Here is a 15214-nt window from a genome sequence, read left to right on the forward strand (position 1 = left end):
AATTGGTCGATTTTTTATGCCTTAGATGACTTTCGTCTGTGATTATAGATTCCAAATAGTAAGAGAGAAATAAAGGAACATATTGCTCCAGTAATAAAACCATTGGGAATGAAGGAAAGTGTAATAGTTCCTTTCCCCTTGGGAACATCAACTTTCATAAATCCAGTTTGAGCTTGTTTAATTTCTATTTTCTTACCATCTTGGTAGGCAGACCAACCTTTGTCATAAGGAATGGTAAAAAAAATAGATGTATCTTGTTGGACATCATATGTAGCAAAAACCTTGTTTTTAGAAGTTGATACTGTTACGGGCTGTTCTTTAATTTTTTGAATTGCCTCAGTTAAAGTTTGGGTATCTAAACGATAGAAGGTAGGAGATTCAAATGATACTTGTGAATTTCCAGGGAAACTAACATTGATATTGAAAGTTTTTTTCTCTTTTGTATAGCCTAGATTAAAGAAGGAGAAGGCATTATCAGTTGTAAAAGTTTTCTTTTCTCCATTTACAAGGATGTCAACCTTTTTTTGTTTGTCATTAGAAAAGTGAAGGTTTGTGAAAGAAAGATAAACTTGACTGTTTTCGGGAATCTCAATTTGATACTGGATTGCTGCATCCTCATTTGAAGAACTTGTAACACTGATTAAATCATCAGTATTTTCTGTTTTTTCGTAAGGAATTGGAGAAAAATAATCAAAATCGACGTTAGCAAGTTGATTTAAAAACGAGGCCTGATTATCCAAGGTATGTTCATTGAACTTGACATCATTGTAAACAGATTGACTAGCAAAGGCAATCGGAAGAGAGAATTGATTTTCATATAGGGTAAGATTATCTTTTTGATATACAACTTGGAAACCATACTTATCAATAGGGTTTTCTGAGATATTGTACTGGATACCAAATAAACTATCAGCCAAAATACTATTATTTGCATAGCGGAGATTGAGATTAGTCCCAGAGGATTTAAACCCAAGTTTATCCAAAGTAGAGCTTGCTGAACGATTTCGAACAGATGAAAATTGAGAGATTCCATTGTAGTTGAATTTCATACTGTCATTTCCTGTCTGAGTCTCTAGTTTCTCAGTACGAGTAAATTGATTCCCAATATATGTTGAGAAAGATTCCATAGCTGGGATATCTCGATTATATGCACTTCGAGAAGCAAAGCCCCATTCTTTAGCAATTCCGTCCATTTGAGATGAAGCATTTAAACTTATTTCAACTATTATCAATAAAGAGATTAGAATGGTAAACAGATTCACAGATATAAACTTTTTGATAACTGAAAGGAGTAAAAGCGAATAGACAACCAAAAATTCAAGAGTCAGTAGAATATTCAAATCTGATAAAAAAGAATAATGTGATTTTAGATAGATGGTAGTTAAAAATCCTGTTACTATAAGAAAAAGCGAAACTAAAAAATTCCAGATTTTAATTTCTTTCAGACGATTTAAGACTTCCGCTGCTGTGTAAATTAACAAAGTAGAGAAAATCCAAGAATAGCGATGTAAAAACATATTTGGAGTATGCATACCTTGCCAAAATAAATCAAGAGCTTCTATATAAAAGCTCGCAATTAGAAATGCAAAGAAAATTGCATAGATAAGTTTCACGTGAAACTTAATAGATTTCATCGTAAAAAATAAGATAGTCAAAATAAAGGGAAGTAGTCCAACAAAAATCATTGGGATAGCCCCATACTTTGTTGTATCAAAGGAACCGATGAATTGCTTAGCAAAGATATCAAGATACCAGCTATTTTCAGTTTGAAACTTTGTAATTTCAGTAAATTTTTCCCCATGTGTCTGTAAATCAAATAGAGTAGGAAGAGTCAGAATCAAACTAGCCATACCAGCTAAAAAGGAGGTCACGACAAAATCAAGAACCGATGATTTTCGAGTTTTAAAGTCCCAAGAAATTTGGCATAGATACCAGAAAATAAGAAACAATGCTGTCATATAGCCAAAATAATAATTTTGAATAAATAAAATTGACAGACTTGTAAAGTACAATAGGAATTTCTTTTCAGTGATAAGCAGGTGTAAACCAGTTATAATTAAAGGAATTAAGATAAAAACATCTAGCCAAGTTTTTATCTCTAATTGACTGACAGAGAAACTCATCAGAGCATAGGAAGTAGATAAAGCTAGTTTTAAAGGCTTGGGAATCGATTGAAATAGTTTATTTAAACTAAAGTAAGTTGACAGTCCAATAAATCCAAATTTTAAGAGAGTTGTCAGATAGACAGCATCTGGCATATTAGTTAGATTAAAAAAGTAAACCAGAGGCGCGAGAAAACTACCCAAGTAATAACTAGATAGGGTATAGAAATTCAATCCGAGGCCACTTGTAAAGGTGTAAAACAGACTACCATTTCCATGTAGGATATTTCGTAAAGCTACATCAAAAATAACGTATTGATGAAACCCATCTCCTAATAGTGGAGATGTATCGCTATTCCAGTAGATACCTTGAGATAGATATACTCCTATCATAATGATTATGGGAATGATGAAAGAAACAAAATAGGTCCAATATGTTTTAAAAAATAATTTCATGTTACCTCATAAAATGTTAGAAAACCCAGTTGGTTAACCCAACTGAGTTTTGAAGTTTTATTTAGTCTTTCCAAAGTTCTTTAACTTTTGCTTGTACTTCTGCATTTTCTAGGAATTCATCATATGTTTCATCGATACGGTCAATGACGCCATTTTTAGACAAGACAATGATATGGTTGGCTAGAGTTTGAATAAACTCGTGGTCATGGCTGGCAAAGATGATTGATTCTTTAAAGTTTTTCAATCCATCATTCAAGCTTGAGATAGATTCCAAGTCCAAGTGATTGGTTGGATCATCAAGTACAAGGACATTTGATTTTAAGAGCATGAGTTTTGAAAGCATGACACGGACTTTTTCTCCCCCTGACAAGACGTTTACAGGTTTGTTAACCTCATCTCCAGAGAAGAGCATACGGCCGAGGAAGCCACGTAGGAAAGTATTGTCATCTTCTTCTTTACTTGCGAATTGACGCAACCAGTCAAGGATTGACTCTCCTCCTGCAAAATCTGCCGAGTTATCTTTTGGCAAGTAAGAACGGCTAGTAGTAACTCCCCACTTGACAGTTCCTTCATAGTCAATGTCTCCCATGATTGCACGAATTAATGCAGTCGTTTGGATGTCATTTTGCCCAATAAGCGCTGTCTTATCACCTGGACGTAAGATAAAGCTGATATTATCTAAAATAGTCTCACCATCAATCTTTACAGTTAGATTTTCTACTGTCAAGAGATCATTACCAATCTCACGTTCCGCTTTAAAGTTGATAAATGGATATTTACGACTAGATGGTACAATTTCTTCAAGTTCAATCTTATCAAGCATTTTCTTACGTGATGTTGCTTGTCTTGATTTAGAAGCATTAGCAGAGAAACGAGCGACGAACTCTTGTAATTGCTTAATTTTTTCTTCTGCTTTAGCATTACGGTCTGCTAGCAATTTAGCAGCGAGCTCAGAAGATTCCTTCCAGAAGTCGTAGTTTCCGACATAGAGTTTGATTTTTCCAAAGTCAAGGTCGGCCATGTGAGTACATACTTTATTTAAGAAGTGACGGTCGTGGGATACTACGATAACTGTGTTATCAAAGTCAATCAAGAAGTCTTCTAACCAAGTAATAGATTGGATGTCTAAACCGTTGGTAGGTTCGTCCAAAAGAAGAACATCTGGTTTACCAAAAAGTGCTTTGGCGAGGAGAACTTTTACTTTTTCACCGTTGGCCAATTCGCTCATGTTTTGATAGTGCAATTCTTCTGGAATGTTTAGGTTTTGAAGTAGTTGAGAGGCTTCACTTTCTGCTTCCCAGCCCCCAAGCTCAGCAAACTCTCCTTCGAGTTCGGCAGCACGCACTCCATCCTCATCTGAGAAATCTTCTTTCATGTAGATAGTATCTTTCTCTTTCATGATACTATAAAGTTTTTCATTTCCCATGATAACGACATCAATGGCACGTTCGTCTTCATAGTCAAAGTGATTTTGACGAAGAACAGAGAGACGTTCATCTGGACCAAGAGAGATGTGACCAGTAGTAGGTTCGATATCTCCGGCTAAAATTTTTAAAAAGGTAGATTTTCCGGCACCATTAGCACCAATTAATCCGTAAGTATTTCCTTCTGTAAATTTGATATTGACATCATCAAAAAGTTTGCGATCACTAAAACGTAGTGAAACATCAGATACTGTAAGCAATGTTTTTCTCCTATATGTGTAATATATTTATTCTACTAGAAAATACGGAAATATTCAAATTTTTATCTGTCAATTTTATGTAAATTATATTTACAGCATACTTTACACAAATCCGTAAATAGCAAGGCTGATTTATTTTGATAAATTACGGTTATTTCATTAAAAAAATGCTATAATTGAAGGGACTATATCGAAGGAGAACAAAATGACTAAACCCATTATTTTAACAGGAGACCGTCCAACAGGAAAATTGCATATTGGACATTATGTTGGAAGTCTCAAAAATCGAGTATTCTTACAGGAAGAGGATAAGTATGATATGTTTGTGTTCTTGGCTGACCAACAAGCTTTGACAGATCATGCTAAAGACCCTCAAACCATTGTAGAGTCTATCGGAAATGTAGCTTTGGATTACCTTGCAGTTGGATTGGATCCAAGTAAATCAACTATCTTTATTCAAAGTCAAATTCCAGAATTAGCTGAGTTGTCTATGTATTATATGAATTTAGTGTCATTAGCACGTTTGGAGCGCAATCCAACTGTCAAGACAGAAATTGCTCAGAAGGGATTTGGAGAAAGCATTCCGACAGGATTTTTGGTTTATCCAATTGCACAAGCAGCTGACATCACAGCCTTTAAGGCCAACTATGTTCCTGTTGGGACAGATCAGAAACCAATGATTGAGCAGACTCGTGAAATTGTTCGTTCTTTTAACAATGCATATAACTGTGATATCTTGGTAGAACCGGAAGGTATTTATCCAGAAAATGAGAGAGCAGGGCGTTTGCCTGGTTTAGATGGAAATGCTAAAATGTCTAAATCACTCAATAATGGTATTTATTTAGCTGATGATGCGGATACTTTGCGTAAAAAAGTAATGAGTATGTATACAGATCCAGATCATATCCGCGTTGAGGATCCAGGTAAAATTGAAGGAAATATGGTTTTCCATTATCTAGATGTTTTTGGTCGTCCAGAAGATGCTCAAGAAATTGCTGACATGAAAGAACATTACCAACGAGGTGGTCTTGGTGATGTGAAGACCAAGCGTTATCTACTTGAAATATTAGAACGTGAACTGGGTCCTATTCGTGAGCGCCGTATCGAATTTGCTAAGGATATGGGAGAAGTTTATAATATGCTTCAAAAAGGTAGTGAAAGAGCGCGTGAAGTTGCAGGTCAGACCCTATCTGAGGTTAAAGGAGCAATGGGACTTCATTACTTTAACTAGGCTTATTTTACAAGAAACTATCATTTCTATCTCGAAGAAAAGATAGTTTTTTATTTACCCCTGTAACATTTGACAAATTTTTATAGAATGGTATGATAGATACAATATAAAAAGAGTCAAGCTCAAAAAGAAAGAAAAGAGGAAACTTCGAATGTCTAATTGGGACACTAAATTTTTGAAAAAAGGTTTTACCTTTGATGATGTATTGCTTATTCCAGCTGAAAGTCATGTGTTGCCTAATGATGCAGATTTAACAACTAAATTGGCAGATAATTTGACTTTAAATATCCCAATTATTACCGCTGCCATGGACACAGTAACAGAGAGTCAAATGGCTATTGCTATTGCTCGTGCAGGTGGTCTCGGAGTTATCCATAAAAACATGTCAATTGCTCAACAAGCAGACGAGGTTCGCAAGGTAAAACGTTCTGAAAATGGAGTTATTATTGATCCGTTTTTCTTGACGCCTGAACATACAATTGCTGAAGCAGATGAGCTTATGGGTCGTTACCGTATCAGTGGTGTTCCAGTTGTTGAAACACTTGAAAATCGTAAATTAGTTGGTATTTTAACAAACCGAGATCTTCGTTTTATTTCAGATTATAACCAACCAATTTCAAACCATATGACTAGTGAAGACCTTGTTACTGCTCCTGTGGGTACAGATCTTGCAACAGCTGAGAGTATTCTTCAAGAACACCGTATTGAAAAACTTCCTTTGGTAGATGAAGAAGGTCGTCTTTCTGGTTTGATTACTATTAAAGATATTGAAAAAGTTATTGAGTTTCCAAATGCTGCTAAAGATGAGTTTGGTCGTCTTCTAGTTGCAGGTGCAGTAGGTGTTACTTCAGATACCTTTGAACGTGCAGAGGCTCTTTTTGAGGCAGGAGCAGATGCGATTGTTATTGATACTGCACATGGTCATTCTGCAGGTGTCTTGCGTAAAATTGCTGAGATTCGTGCTCACTTCCCAGATCGTACTTTGATTGCTGGAAATATTGCTACTGCTGAGGGAGCGCGCGCACTTTACGAAGCAGGTGTAGACGTTGTCAAGGTTGGTATTGGACCAGGTTCTATCTGTACTACTCGTGTAATTGCAGGTGTTGGTGTTCCACAAGTAACAGCTATCTATGATGCTGCAGCTGTTGCGCGTGAATATGGAAAAACAATCATTGCTGACGGTGGAATCAAGTATTCGGGAGATATTGTAAAAGCTCTTGCTGCTGGTGGAAATGCAGTTATGCTTGGATCAATGTTTGCTGGAACTGATGAAGCTCCAGGAGAAACTGAAATCTTCCAAGGACGTAAGTTCAAGACTTACCGTGGTATGGGATCAATTGCAGCAATGAAGAAAGGTTCAAGCGATCGTTACTTCCAAGGTTCTGTCAATGAAGCAAATAAACTTGTTCCAGAAGGAATTGAAGGTCGTGTTGCTTATAAAGGAGCGGCAGCTGATATCGTTTTCCAAATGATTGGCGGTATCCGATCTGGTATGGGTTACTGTGGTGCGGCTAACCTTAAAGAATTACATGATAACGCTCAATTTATTGAAATGTCTGGTGCTGGTTTGAAAGAAAGCCACCCTCATGATGTACAAATTACTAATGAGGCACCAAATTATTCTATGTAAAAGAAATAAAAAGAACTCCTGCAAAAACAGGAGTTCTTTTACAATATTGTCAAGTTTTATTTACAACAACTTTACCATCTTGAATAGTGAAAATACTTAGATTTTCTGGTAGATTTTGAAGATGATCTATGCTTGTTGTTGTGATAAAGGTTTGGATTGAATGAGAAATCGTTTCTAATAATTTTAGTTGTCTAGTGTTGTCAAGTTCGCTCATAACATCGTCAAGCAGCAATATTGGAGATTCTGTAGTAATGCTTTCCATTAACTCGATTTCTGCTAATTTTATTGAGAGGACGAGACTACGATGTTGGCCTTGACTTCCGAAACTAGCATCCATTCCATTTATATAAAAAGAAATGTCATCTCGATGAGGACCGACACCAGTATTCTTTTTAAATAAATCTCTGGATCTACTTTTTTCTAAAGCGATTTTGAAAGATTCGGATAAGTTTTCTTTGTCAGTTATCTTGACAGAAGATTGATAGGCTATTGACAACTCTTCAATCTGATTAGAGAGTTCAAAATGTTTCTTACGGCCAAAATATTCTAGTTTTTTTATAAAATCTAAGCGGTGATTCATCACACGACATCCATAATCGACTAGCTGATCATCTAGTACTGAAAGGAAGGTTTCATCTATTGTTTGAGTTGATTTTAGATAGGTATTTCTTTGTTTAAGGATGTGGTTATAATTGGTTAAATCTGATAAATAGATTGGCTTAATTTGTCCAAGCTCCATATCAATAAATTTTCGTCGAATTGAAGGTGCTCCTTTAATTAGTTGTAAATCTTCAGGAGCAAATAAGACAACATTCATGTGTCCGACATAATCTGAAAGTCGTGCCTGTTTTAAGTGATTCACTTTTGTCACACGCCCTTTTTGTGTTAGTTCGATTTCGAGAGGAATGGATCCAGTTTTTTTCTGAACAAGACCTGAAAGATGAAGCTGTTCCTCATCAAAATGAATGAGATTTTTATCTGTTCGAGTTCGATGACTGCGTGTTAAGGCTAAAAAATAGATAGCCTCTAACATATTTGTTTTACCTTGTGCATTGCGTCCTAAAAAGACATTTAATTTAGGATTAAAGTCTATTTTCGTCTCTTTGTAGTTACGAAAAGTTTTGAGAGATAGGTGTTGTAGCCACATGATTATCTACCAGGGAATCGTGGAGCTTGTTTTCTTTTTGGTGATGAAGTAGGTTTAGAGTTGTCTTTTTTTACTCCCTTATTCATCTCCTTGACAAGTTTAGCGATTCGTTCTTTTTCAACTTTATCATCTTGGTATTCATCCTGTTCTTCAGAAGTAGGTTGTGTCAACAAGATGTCAATATTCATGTCAGGGATGTCAACTTTATCACCAATACGAAGTTTTTTACCACGACGATTCTCTAATTCCCCATTAAAGTAAACAGAATGTTCAGAGAGAAATGATTTGATAGCTCCTCCGCTATGTGTAATTCCAAGTTCTTTGAGTAGTGCTTGGAGGGTAATAAATTCTTCAAATAATTTGTATTCCATAATTCACCTCAATCTTTGGTATTATACCATATTTTCCTAAAAATAGTGAGAGAAACAAGGAATAATGTAAGCGATTTTTATTTCAAAAGTGTTACAGAGAACAAGAAAATTTCAGTTTTTCGTGATATAATAGAAGTCTGTATATAAGGAGGTAAATCATGGAGTTAGTGCATGGAATTTCAACACATTTTATCCAATCAAAAAAGTTTAAAACGAACAAAATCGCCGTGCGTTTTGCCGCTCCATTATCCCTCGATACGATTGCAGGTCGCATGTTGAGTGCGAGTATGCTAGAGACTGCTAATCAGATGTATCCCACTTCTCAAGATTTGAGAAGACATTTGGCCAGTCTATACGGTACAGATATGTCAACCAATTGTTTCAGAAGAGGGCAAAGTCATATTGTAGAATTGACATTTACCTATGTTCGTGATGAGTTTTTAAGTAGGAAAAATGTGCTAACTTCTCAGGTTTTGGAACTAGTAAAAGAGACTCTTTTCTCACCCATAGTAGTTGATAATGGGTTTGATCCGGCCTTATTTGAAATTGAGAAAAAACAATTGCTAGCAAGTTTAGCAGCTGATATGGATGATTCTTTTTATTTCGCACATAAAGAATTAGATAAATTGTTTTTTTATGATGAACGTCTCAAATTGGAATATAGTGATTTACGAAATCGTATTTTAGCTGAAACTCCACAAAGTTCTTATTCTTGTTTCCAAGAATTTTTGGCCAATGATCGAATAGATTTCTTTTTCCTAGGTGATTTTAATGAGGTTGAAATTCAAAATGTATTAGAATCATTTAACTTTAAAGGTCGAAAAGGAGATGTGAAGGTTCAGTATTGTCAACCTTATTCCAATATCCTACAAGAAGGTATGGTTCGGAAAAATGTGGGACAATCCATTTTGGAATTAGGTTATCATTGCCCTTCTGAATATGGTGATGAGCAACATTTACCCATGATTGTAATGAATGGTTTACTTGGTGGATTTGCTCACTCTAAACTATTTACAAATGTCCGTGAAAATGCTGGATTGGCTTATACTATTTCAAGTCAGCTCGATTTATTTAGTGGATTCTTGAGGATATATGCTGGTATTGATCGAGAAAATCGGAACCAGGCTCGTAAAATGATGAATAATCAACTGCTTGATTTAAAAAAAGGTTATTTTACAGAGCTTGAGCTAGAGCAGACCAAGAAAATGATTCGTCGGTCTTTGTTGCTTTCTCAAGATAATCAATCTTCATTGATTGAACGTGCTTATCAAAATGCCTTACTTGGAAAATCTTCAGCAGAATTTAAAGGTTGGATTGCAAAACTTGAGCAAGTTGACAAAGATGCTATTTGTAGAGCAGCTAGTAATGTGAAATTACAAGCAATTTACTTTATGGAAGGAATAGAATGACAAAGGTTGTTTTTGAAGAAAAGTACTATCCAGCTGTAAAAGAAATGGTTTATCGAACTCGTTTGTCCAACGGATTGACAGTTGCTCTTTTGCCTAAAAAGGAATTTAAAGAGGTTTACGGGAGTGTAACTGTACAGTTTGGTTCGGTAGATACGCTTGTAACAGAAGTTGACGGATATGTAAAAGAATATCCTGCGGGAATTGCTCATTTTCTTGAACATAAATTATTTGAGAGAGAAGATGCTAGCGATTTGATGTCGGCTTTTACGAGTCTAGGTGCAGATAGTAATGCCTTTACAAGCTTTACAAAAACAAGTTATCTTTTTTCAGCAACGGATCATTTTTTAGAAAATTTGGACTTACTTGATGAATTGGTAACATCAGCACAATTTACTGAAGATTCTATTTTAAGGGAGCAGGATATTATACAGCAAGAACGAGAAATGTATCAAGATGATCCAGATTCGTGTTTATTCTTTTCAACTTTAGCGAATTTGTATCCTGGTACACCTTTAGCAACTGATATAGTTGGAAGTGAGGAGTCAATTTCCCAAATCAATCTAACTAATTTGCAAGAAAATTTTACAAGATTTTACAAACCTGTAAACATGTCTCTGTTTTTCGTTGGTAATTTTGATGTGGAACGAGTACAGGACTATTTTGAAAGCAAAGAACTGAAAGATTTAGATGTTCAGGAAGTAGTAAGAGAAAAGCTTGTTTTACAAGATGTAAAGCAAACAGACAGTATGAGAATGGAAGTGTCTTCTCCCAAACTAGCGATTGGTATTAGAGGTAAGCAAGAAGTTGCTGAAGCGGATTGCTATCGATATCATATTTTATTAAAATTATTGTTTGCAATGATGTTTGGTTGGACTTCGGATCGTTTTCAGAAATTATATGAATCAGGTAAAATTGATGCGTCCTTATCTCTGGAAGTTGAAGTAACAAGTCGCTTTCATTTTGTTATGTTGACAATGGATACAAAAGAGCCAGTTGCTTTATCTCATCAGTTTAGGAAGGCTATTCGTAATTTTACAAAGGATTCAGATATTACAGAGGATCATTTAGATATTATAAAAAGAGAAATGTTTGGAGAATTTTTCAGTAGCATGAACTCTCTTGAATTTATTGCAATGCAATATGATGCTTTTGGACAAGGTGAGACAATCTTTGATTTGCCGAAAATTTTACAGGAAATTACTTTAGAGGATGTCCTTGATGCTGGACATCATTTAATAGATGATGGTGACATAGTTGATTTTACAATATTCCCATCGTAGAAACCTATCATAATCGATACTAGAAAGAAGGAATGACAAGTATGAGGAAAAAAACAATTGGTGAGGTTTTACGTTTAGCTAGAACCAACCAAGGGTTGACTTTAGAAGAATTACATAAAAAAACAGAAATTCAGTTGGATATGTTGGAAGCAATGGAAGCTGATGATTTTGATCAACTTCCTAGTCCATTTTATACTCGTTCTTTTTTGAGAAAGTATGCGTGGGCAGTTGAACTTGATGAGAGAATTGTCTTGGATGCTTATGATTCTGGGAGCATGATTACTTATGAGGAAGTAGATGTTGATGAAGAGGAGTTGACAGGTAGGAGACGTTCAAGTAAGAAAAATAAGACATCATTTTTACCTTTATTTTATTTTATACTCTTTGCCCTATCGATTGTCATTTTTGTGACTTATTATGTTTGGAATTATATTCAGACTCAACCGGAGCGTTCATCTGCGTCTAGTTATAGTGTAGTCCAAGCAACAAGCTCGACTAGTTCTGCAACTCCATCTTCAACTAGTAGTGGTTCATCAAGTAGCTCTTCGAATATTGAACCAGTTATAAGTGTATCAGGTGAAGGAAATTATGTAGAAATCGCTTATAAAACAAGTAAGGAAACCGCAAAATTGCAATTATCGGTTTCAGATGCTAGAAGTTGGGTTAGTGTTTCAGAAAGTGAGCTTGAGGGTGGTGTGACCTTATCACCGGATAATAAAAGTGCAGAAACAACAGTTTCAACAAAAAATCCTGTGACCATTACTTTAGGTGTTGTCAAAGGTGTTGCTTTAACAGTAGATAATCAGACTGTCGATTTATCGAAATTAACAGCTCAAACTGGACAAATAACTGTAACCTTTACTAGAAATTAAGGAAAAACGAATGAAAAAAGAACAAATTCCCAATCTCTTGACAATAGGTCGAATTCTCTTTATACCTATTTTTATCTTTATTTTAACGATAGGAAATTCGCTAGAAAGTCATATAGTAGCAGCTATTATATTTGCTATTGCCAGTATTACCGACTATTTAGATGGATATTTAGCTCGTAAATGGAATGTGGTCAGTAATTTTGGCAAATTTGCAGATCCTATGGCGGATAAGTTACTAGTTATGTCTGCTTTTATTATGCTGATTGAGTTAGGTATGGCTCCAGCTTGGATTGTTGCAGTGATCATCTGTCGTGAGTTGGCTGTGACAGGTTTAAGGCTTTTATTGGTTGAAACTGGTGGGACAGTTTTAGCAGCAGCAATGCCTGGAAAAATTAAAACTTTCAGCCAGATGTTTGCGATTATTTTCTTGCTATTACATTGGATTTTTCTTGGTCAAATTCTACTTTATGTAGCCTTGTTTTTCACTATCTACTCTGGCTATGATTATTTCAAGGGTAGTGCCTATGTATTTAAAGGGACATTTGGTTCGAAATGAAATCAGTAGTTGATGTAAAAAATCTTTCTTTTCGTTATAAGGAAAGTCAGGAATACTATGATGTGAAGGATATTACGTTTCACGTGAAACGTGGAGAATGGCTTTCGATTGTAGGGCATAATGGTAGTGGTAAATCAACGACGGTTCGCTTAATTGATGGCTTACTGGAAGCAGAATCCGGAGAGATTGTAATTGATGACCAACGGCTGACTGAGGAAAATGTTTGGAATATACGTCGTCAAATCGGTATGGTTTTTCAAAATCCAGACAATCAATTTGTTGGAGCGACTGTTGAAGATGATGTTGCCTTTGGTTTGGAAAATCAGGGACTTTCTCGTCAAGAAATGAAAAAGAGAGTGGAAGAAGCTCTGGATTTGGTTGGCATGTTGGACTTTAAAAAGAGAGAACCAGCGCGTCTATCAGGTGGCCAAAAGCAACGTGTGGCTATTGCTGGTGTTGTAGCCCTAAGACCAGCTATTTTAATCTTAGATGAAGCAACGAGTATGTTGGATCCTGAGGGACGTAGAGAACTAATTGAGACAGTAAAAGGAATTCGAAAAGACTATGATATGACGGTCATTTCCATTACACATGATTTGGAAGAAGTTGCCATGAGTGATCGTGTGTTGATCATGAAAAAAGGGTCAATTGAATCAACTAGTAGTCCAAGGGAGCTTTTCTCTCGAAATGATTTGGATCAAATTGGATTAGACGATCCTTTTGCTAATCAATTAAAATATTCTTTGAGCCAGAATGGCTATGATTTGCCTGAAAATTATTTGACAGAAAGTGAGCTAGAGGATAAGCTATGGGAATTGCTCTAGAAAATGTGAGTTTTACGTATCAAGAAGGGACTCCCTTAGCCTCAACAGCTTTGTCGGATGTTTCCTTGACGATTGAAGATGGTTCTTATACGGCTTTAATTGGGCACACAGGTAGCGGCAAATCGACTATTTTACAACTTTTAAATGGTTTATTGGTGCCAAGTCAAGGAAGTGTACGAGTTTTTGATACCTTAATCACCTCGACTTCTAAAAACAAAGATATTCGTCAAATTAGAAAACAGGTTGGCTTGGTATTTCAGTTTGCTGAAAATCAGATCTTTGAAGAAACGGTTTTGAAAGATGTTGCTTTTGGACCGCAAAATTTTGGAGTTTCTGAAGAAGATGCGGAGCAGATTGCGCGTGAGAAACTGGCTCTGGTTGGAATTGATGAATCACTTTATAATCGTAGTCCGTTTGAGCTGTCAGGTGGCCAAATGAGGCGTGTCGCTATTGCAGGCATACTTGCCATGGAACCAGCCATATTAGTCTTAGATGAGCCCACAGCAGGCCTGGATCCCTTGGGAAGAAAAGAGCTGATGAATTTGTTCAAAAAACTCCACCAGTCAGGGATGACCATTGTCTTGGTAACGCATTTGATGGATGATGTTGCTGAATATGCAAATCAAGTCTATGTGATGGAAAAGGGACGTTTAGTTAAGGGGGGTAAACCAAGTGATGTCTTTCAAGATGTTGTCTTTATGGAAGAAGTTCAGTTGGGAGTACCTAAAATTACAGCCTTTTGTAAACGATTGACTGATAGAGGCGTGTCATTTAAACGATTACCGATTAAGATAGAGGAGTTCAAGGAGTCGCTAAATGGATAGTATGATTTTGGGGCGTTATATCCCAGGGAATTCGATTGTTCATCGATTGGATCCACGTAGCAAATTACTGGCTATGATGCTACTGATTTTGATCGTTTTTTGGGCTAATAATCCCTTAACGAATCTAATTCTTTTTATAGCGACAGGGATTTTTATTGCCTTGTCAGGAGTATCTCTTTCATTTTTTATTCAGGGCTTGAAGTCTATGTTTTTCTTGATTGCCTTCACAACTATTTTTCAACTGTTTTTCATTTCTAATGGGAATGTTTTATTTGAGTTTTCGTTTGTGAAAATCACAGATTATGCTTTGCAACAAGCTGGGATTATTTTTTGTCGCTTTGTATTAATTATTTTCTTTTCAACTTTGTTAACTTTAACTACCATGCCCTTAAGTTTGGCATCAGCTGTCGAAGCTTTGTTAGCGCCTTTAAAGCGTGTGAAAGTTCCAGTTCATGAAATTGGTTTGATGCTGTCTATGAGTTTGCGTTTTGTCCCAACCTTGATGGATGATACGACGCGGATTATGAATGCACAGAAAGCGCGTGGAGTGGATTTTGGTGAAGGAAGCATTGTTCAAAAGGTGAAGGCTATGATTCCCATTTTGATTCCTCTTTTTGCGACAAGTTTAAAACGTGCGGATTCCTTGGCTATTGCTATGGAAGCGCGTGGTTATCAGGGGGGAAAAGGCAGAAGTCAATACCGACAACTGAAATGGACACGAAAGGATACGCTGACCATTCTTGTTATTATCGTACTTGGTTGTTGCTTATTTTTCTTAAAATCTTAGTAGCTTTCAGGAATTCATAAAAAATTACTGTAACAGTTTTT

The 15214-nt window shown here is 36.0% G+C and carries 13 protein-coding genes; 9 read left to right on the top strand and 4 right to left on the bottom strand.

Annotated elements, in window-relative coordinates; genetic code table 11:
* Positions 1-14: 14 nt before the first annotated feature.
* Entirely contained in the window at positions 15-2558 is a 2544-nt protein-coding gene (locus PAN06_RS00565) for a YfhO family protein (RefSeq protein WP_269795289.1), read from the bottom strand.
* 61 nt (positions 2559-2619) lie between these two features.
* The gene (locus PAN06_RS00570; RefSeq protein ID WP_269795290.1) at positions 2620-4242 is read right to left on the bottom strand and encodes an ATP-binding cassette domain-containing protein; all 1623 of its coding nucleotides are present in this window, start codon (positions 4240-4242) and stop codon (positions 2620-2622) included.
* 205 nt (positions 4243-4447) lie between these two features.
* On the opposite strand from PAN06_RS00570, the gene trpS reads away from it, so the two are divergent.
* Both trpS and guaB read left to right on the top strand, forming a co-directional pair.
* A complete protein-coding gene (trpS, locus tag PAN06_RS00575) occupies positions 4448-5473 on the top strand; it encodes a tryptophan--tRNA ligase (protein WP_269795291.1) in 1026 nt (341 codons plus the stop codon).
* 151 nt (positions 5474-5624) lie between these two features.
* Complete coding sequence (guaB, locus tag PAN06_RS00580) at positions 5625-7103, top strand: IMP dehydrogenase (protein ID WP_120770765.1); 1479 nt, start codon at positions 5625-5627, stop codon at positions 7101-7103.
* Between the two features lie 49 nt (positions 7104-7152).
* On the opposite strand, the gene recF is transcribed toward guaB, so the two are convergent.
* Positions 7153-8250, bottom strand: coding sequence for a DNA replication/repair protein RecF (gene recF / locus PAN06_RS00585; protein ID WP_269795292.1), 1098 nt, complete (start codon positions 8248-8250; stop codon positions 7153-7155).
* A 2-nt stretch (positions 8251-8252) separates the two neighbouring features.
* Positions 8253-8621, bottom strand: coding sequence for a S4 domain-containing protein YaaA (yaaA, locus tag PAN06_RS00590; RefSeq protein ID WP_004269811.1), 369 nt, complete (start codon positions 8619-8621; stop codon positions 8253-8255).
* A gap of 158 nt (positions 8622-8779) precedes the next feature.
* On the opposite strand from yaaA, the gene PAN06_RS00595 reads away from it, so the two are divergent.
* From PAN06_RS00595 to PAN06_RS00625, 7 genes are read left to right on the top strand one after another with little or no spacing between them, the layout of a single operon-like run.
* Positions 8780-10030 carry a pitrilysin family protein gene (locus PAN06_RS00595; RefSeq protein ID WP_049491113.1) on the top strand — a complete coding sequence of 417 codons (1251 nt, stop codon included), beginning with the start codon at positions 8780-8782 and terminating at the stop codon, positions 10028-10030.
* On the top strand, positions 10027-11310 hold the full coding sequence (locus PAN06_RS00600; protein ID WP_269795293.1) for a pitrilysin family protein: 1284 nt from the start codon (positions 10027-10029) through the stop codon (positions 11308-11310). Before PAN06_RS00595 ends, PAN06_RS00600 begins: the two co-directional genes overlap by 4 nt.
* A 41-nt stretch (positions 11311-11351) precedes the next feature.
* On the top strand, positions 11352-12182 hold the full coding sequence (gene rodZ / locus PAN06_RS00605; protein WP_049487620.1) for a cytoskeleton protein RodZ: 831 nt from the start codon (positions 11352-11354) through the stop codon (positions 12180-12182).
* A 10-nt stretch (positions 12183-12192) separates the two neighbouring features.
* Complete coding sequence (gene pgsA / locus PAN06_RS00610) at positions 12193-12738, top strand: CDP-diacylglycerol--glycerol-3-phosphate 3-phosphatidyltransferase (RefSeq protein ID WP_061864819.1); 546 nt, start codon at positions 12193-12195, stop codon at positions 12736-12738.
* Positions 12735-13562 (top strand): energy-coupling factor ABC transporter ATP-binding protein, encoded by an 828-nt coding sequence (locus PAN06_RS00615; RefSeq protein WP_061864818.1) that lies wholly within the window; start codon positions 12735-12737, stop codon positions 13560-13562. Before pgsA ends, PAN06_RS00615 begins: the two co-directional genes overlap by 4 nt.
* Positions 13547-14386 carry an energy-coupling factor transporter ATPase gene (locus PAN06_RS00620; RefSeq protein WP_125458327.1) on the top strand — a complete coding sequence of 280 codons (840 nt, stop codon included), beginning with the start codon at positions 13547-13549 and terminating at the stop codon, positions 14384-14386. Before PAN06_RS00615 ends, PAN06_RS00620 begins: the two co-directional genes overlap by 16 nt.
* A complete protein-coding gene (locus PAN06_RS00625; protein WP_125458326.1) occupies positions 14379-15173 on the top strand; it encodes an energy-coupling factor transporter transmembrane protein EcfT in 795 nt (264 codons plus the stop codon). The genes PAN06_RS00620 and PAN06_RS00625 overlap by 8 nt, the downstream gene beginning before the upstream one ends.
* Positions 15174-15214 lie beyond the last annotated feature (41 nt).

The organism is Streptococcus sp. SM3 (assembly GCF_027497875.1).

Coding starts and splice junctions, on each gene's coding strand:
- PAN06_RS00615 (WP_061864818.1), top strand. CDS start 12,735: ATGAAATCAGTAGTTGATGTAAAAAATCTTTCTTTTCGTTATAAGGAA.
- PAN06_RS00620 (WP_125458327.1), top strand. CDS start 13,547: ATGGGAATTGCTCTAGAAAATGTGAGTTTTACGTATCAAGAAGGGACT.
- PAN06_RS00595 (WP_049491113.1), top strand. CDS start 8,780: ATGGAGTTAGTGCATGGAATTTCAACACATTTTATCCAATCAAAAAAG.
- PAN06_RS00600 (WP_269795293.1), top strand. CDS start 10,027: ATGACAAAGGTTGTTTTTGAAGAAAAGTACTATCCAGCTGTAAAAGAA.
- yaaA (WP_004269811.1), bottom strand. CDS start 8,621: ATGGAATACAAATTATTTGAAGAATTTATTACCCTCCAAGCACTACTC.
- guaB (WP_120770765.1), top strand. CDS start 5,625: ATGTCTAATTGGGACACTAAATTTTTGAAAAAAGGTTTTACCTTTGAT.
- PAN06_RS00625 (WP_125458326.1), top strand. CDS start 14,379: ATGGATAGTATGATTTTGGGGCGTTATATCCCAGGGAATTCGATTGTT.
- pgsA (WP_061864819.1), top strand. CDS start 12,193: ATGAAAAAAGAACAAATTCCCAATCTCTTGACAATAGGTCGAATTCTC.
- rodZ (WP_049487620.1), top strand. CDS start 11,352: ATGAGGAAAAAAACAATTGGTGAGGTTTTACGTTTAGCTAGAACCAAC.
- recF (WP_269795292.1), bottom strand. CDS start 8,250: ATGTGGCTACAACACCTATCTCTCAAAACTTTTCGTAACTACAAAGAG.
- PAN06_RS00565 (WP_269795289.1), bottom strand. CDS start 2,558: ATGAAATTATTTTTTAAAACATATTGGACCTATTTTGTTTCTTTCATC.
- trpS (WP_269795291.1), top strand. CDS start 4,448: ATGACTAAACCCATTATTTTAACAGGAGACCGTCCAACAGGAAAATTG.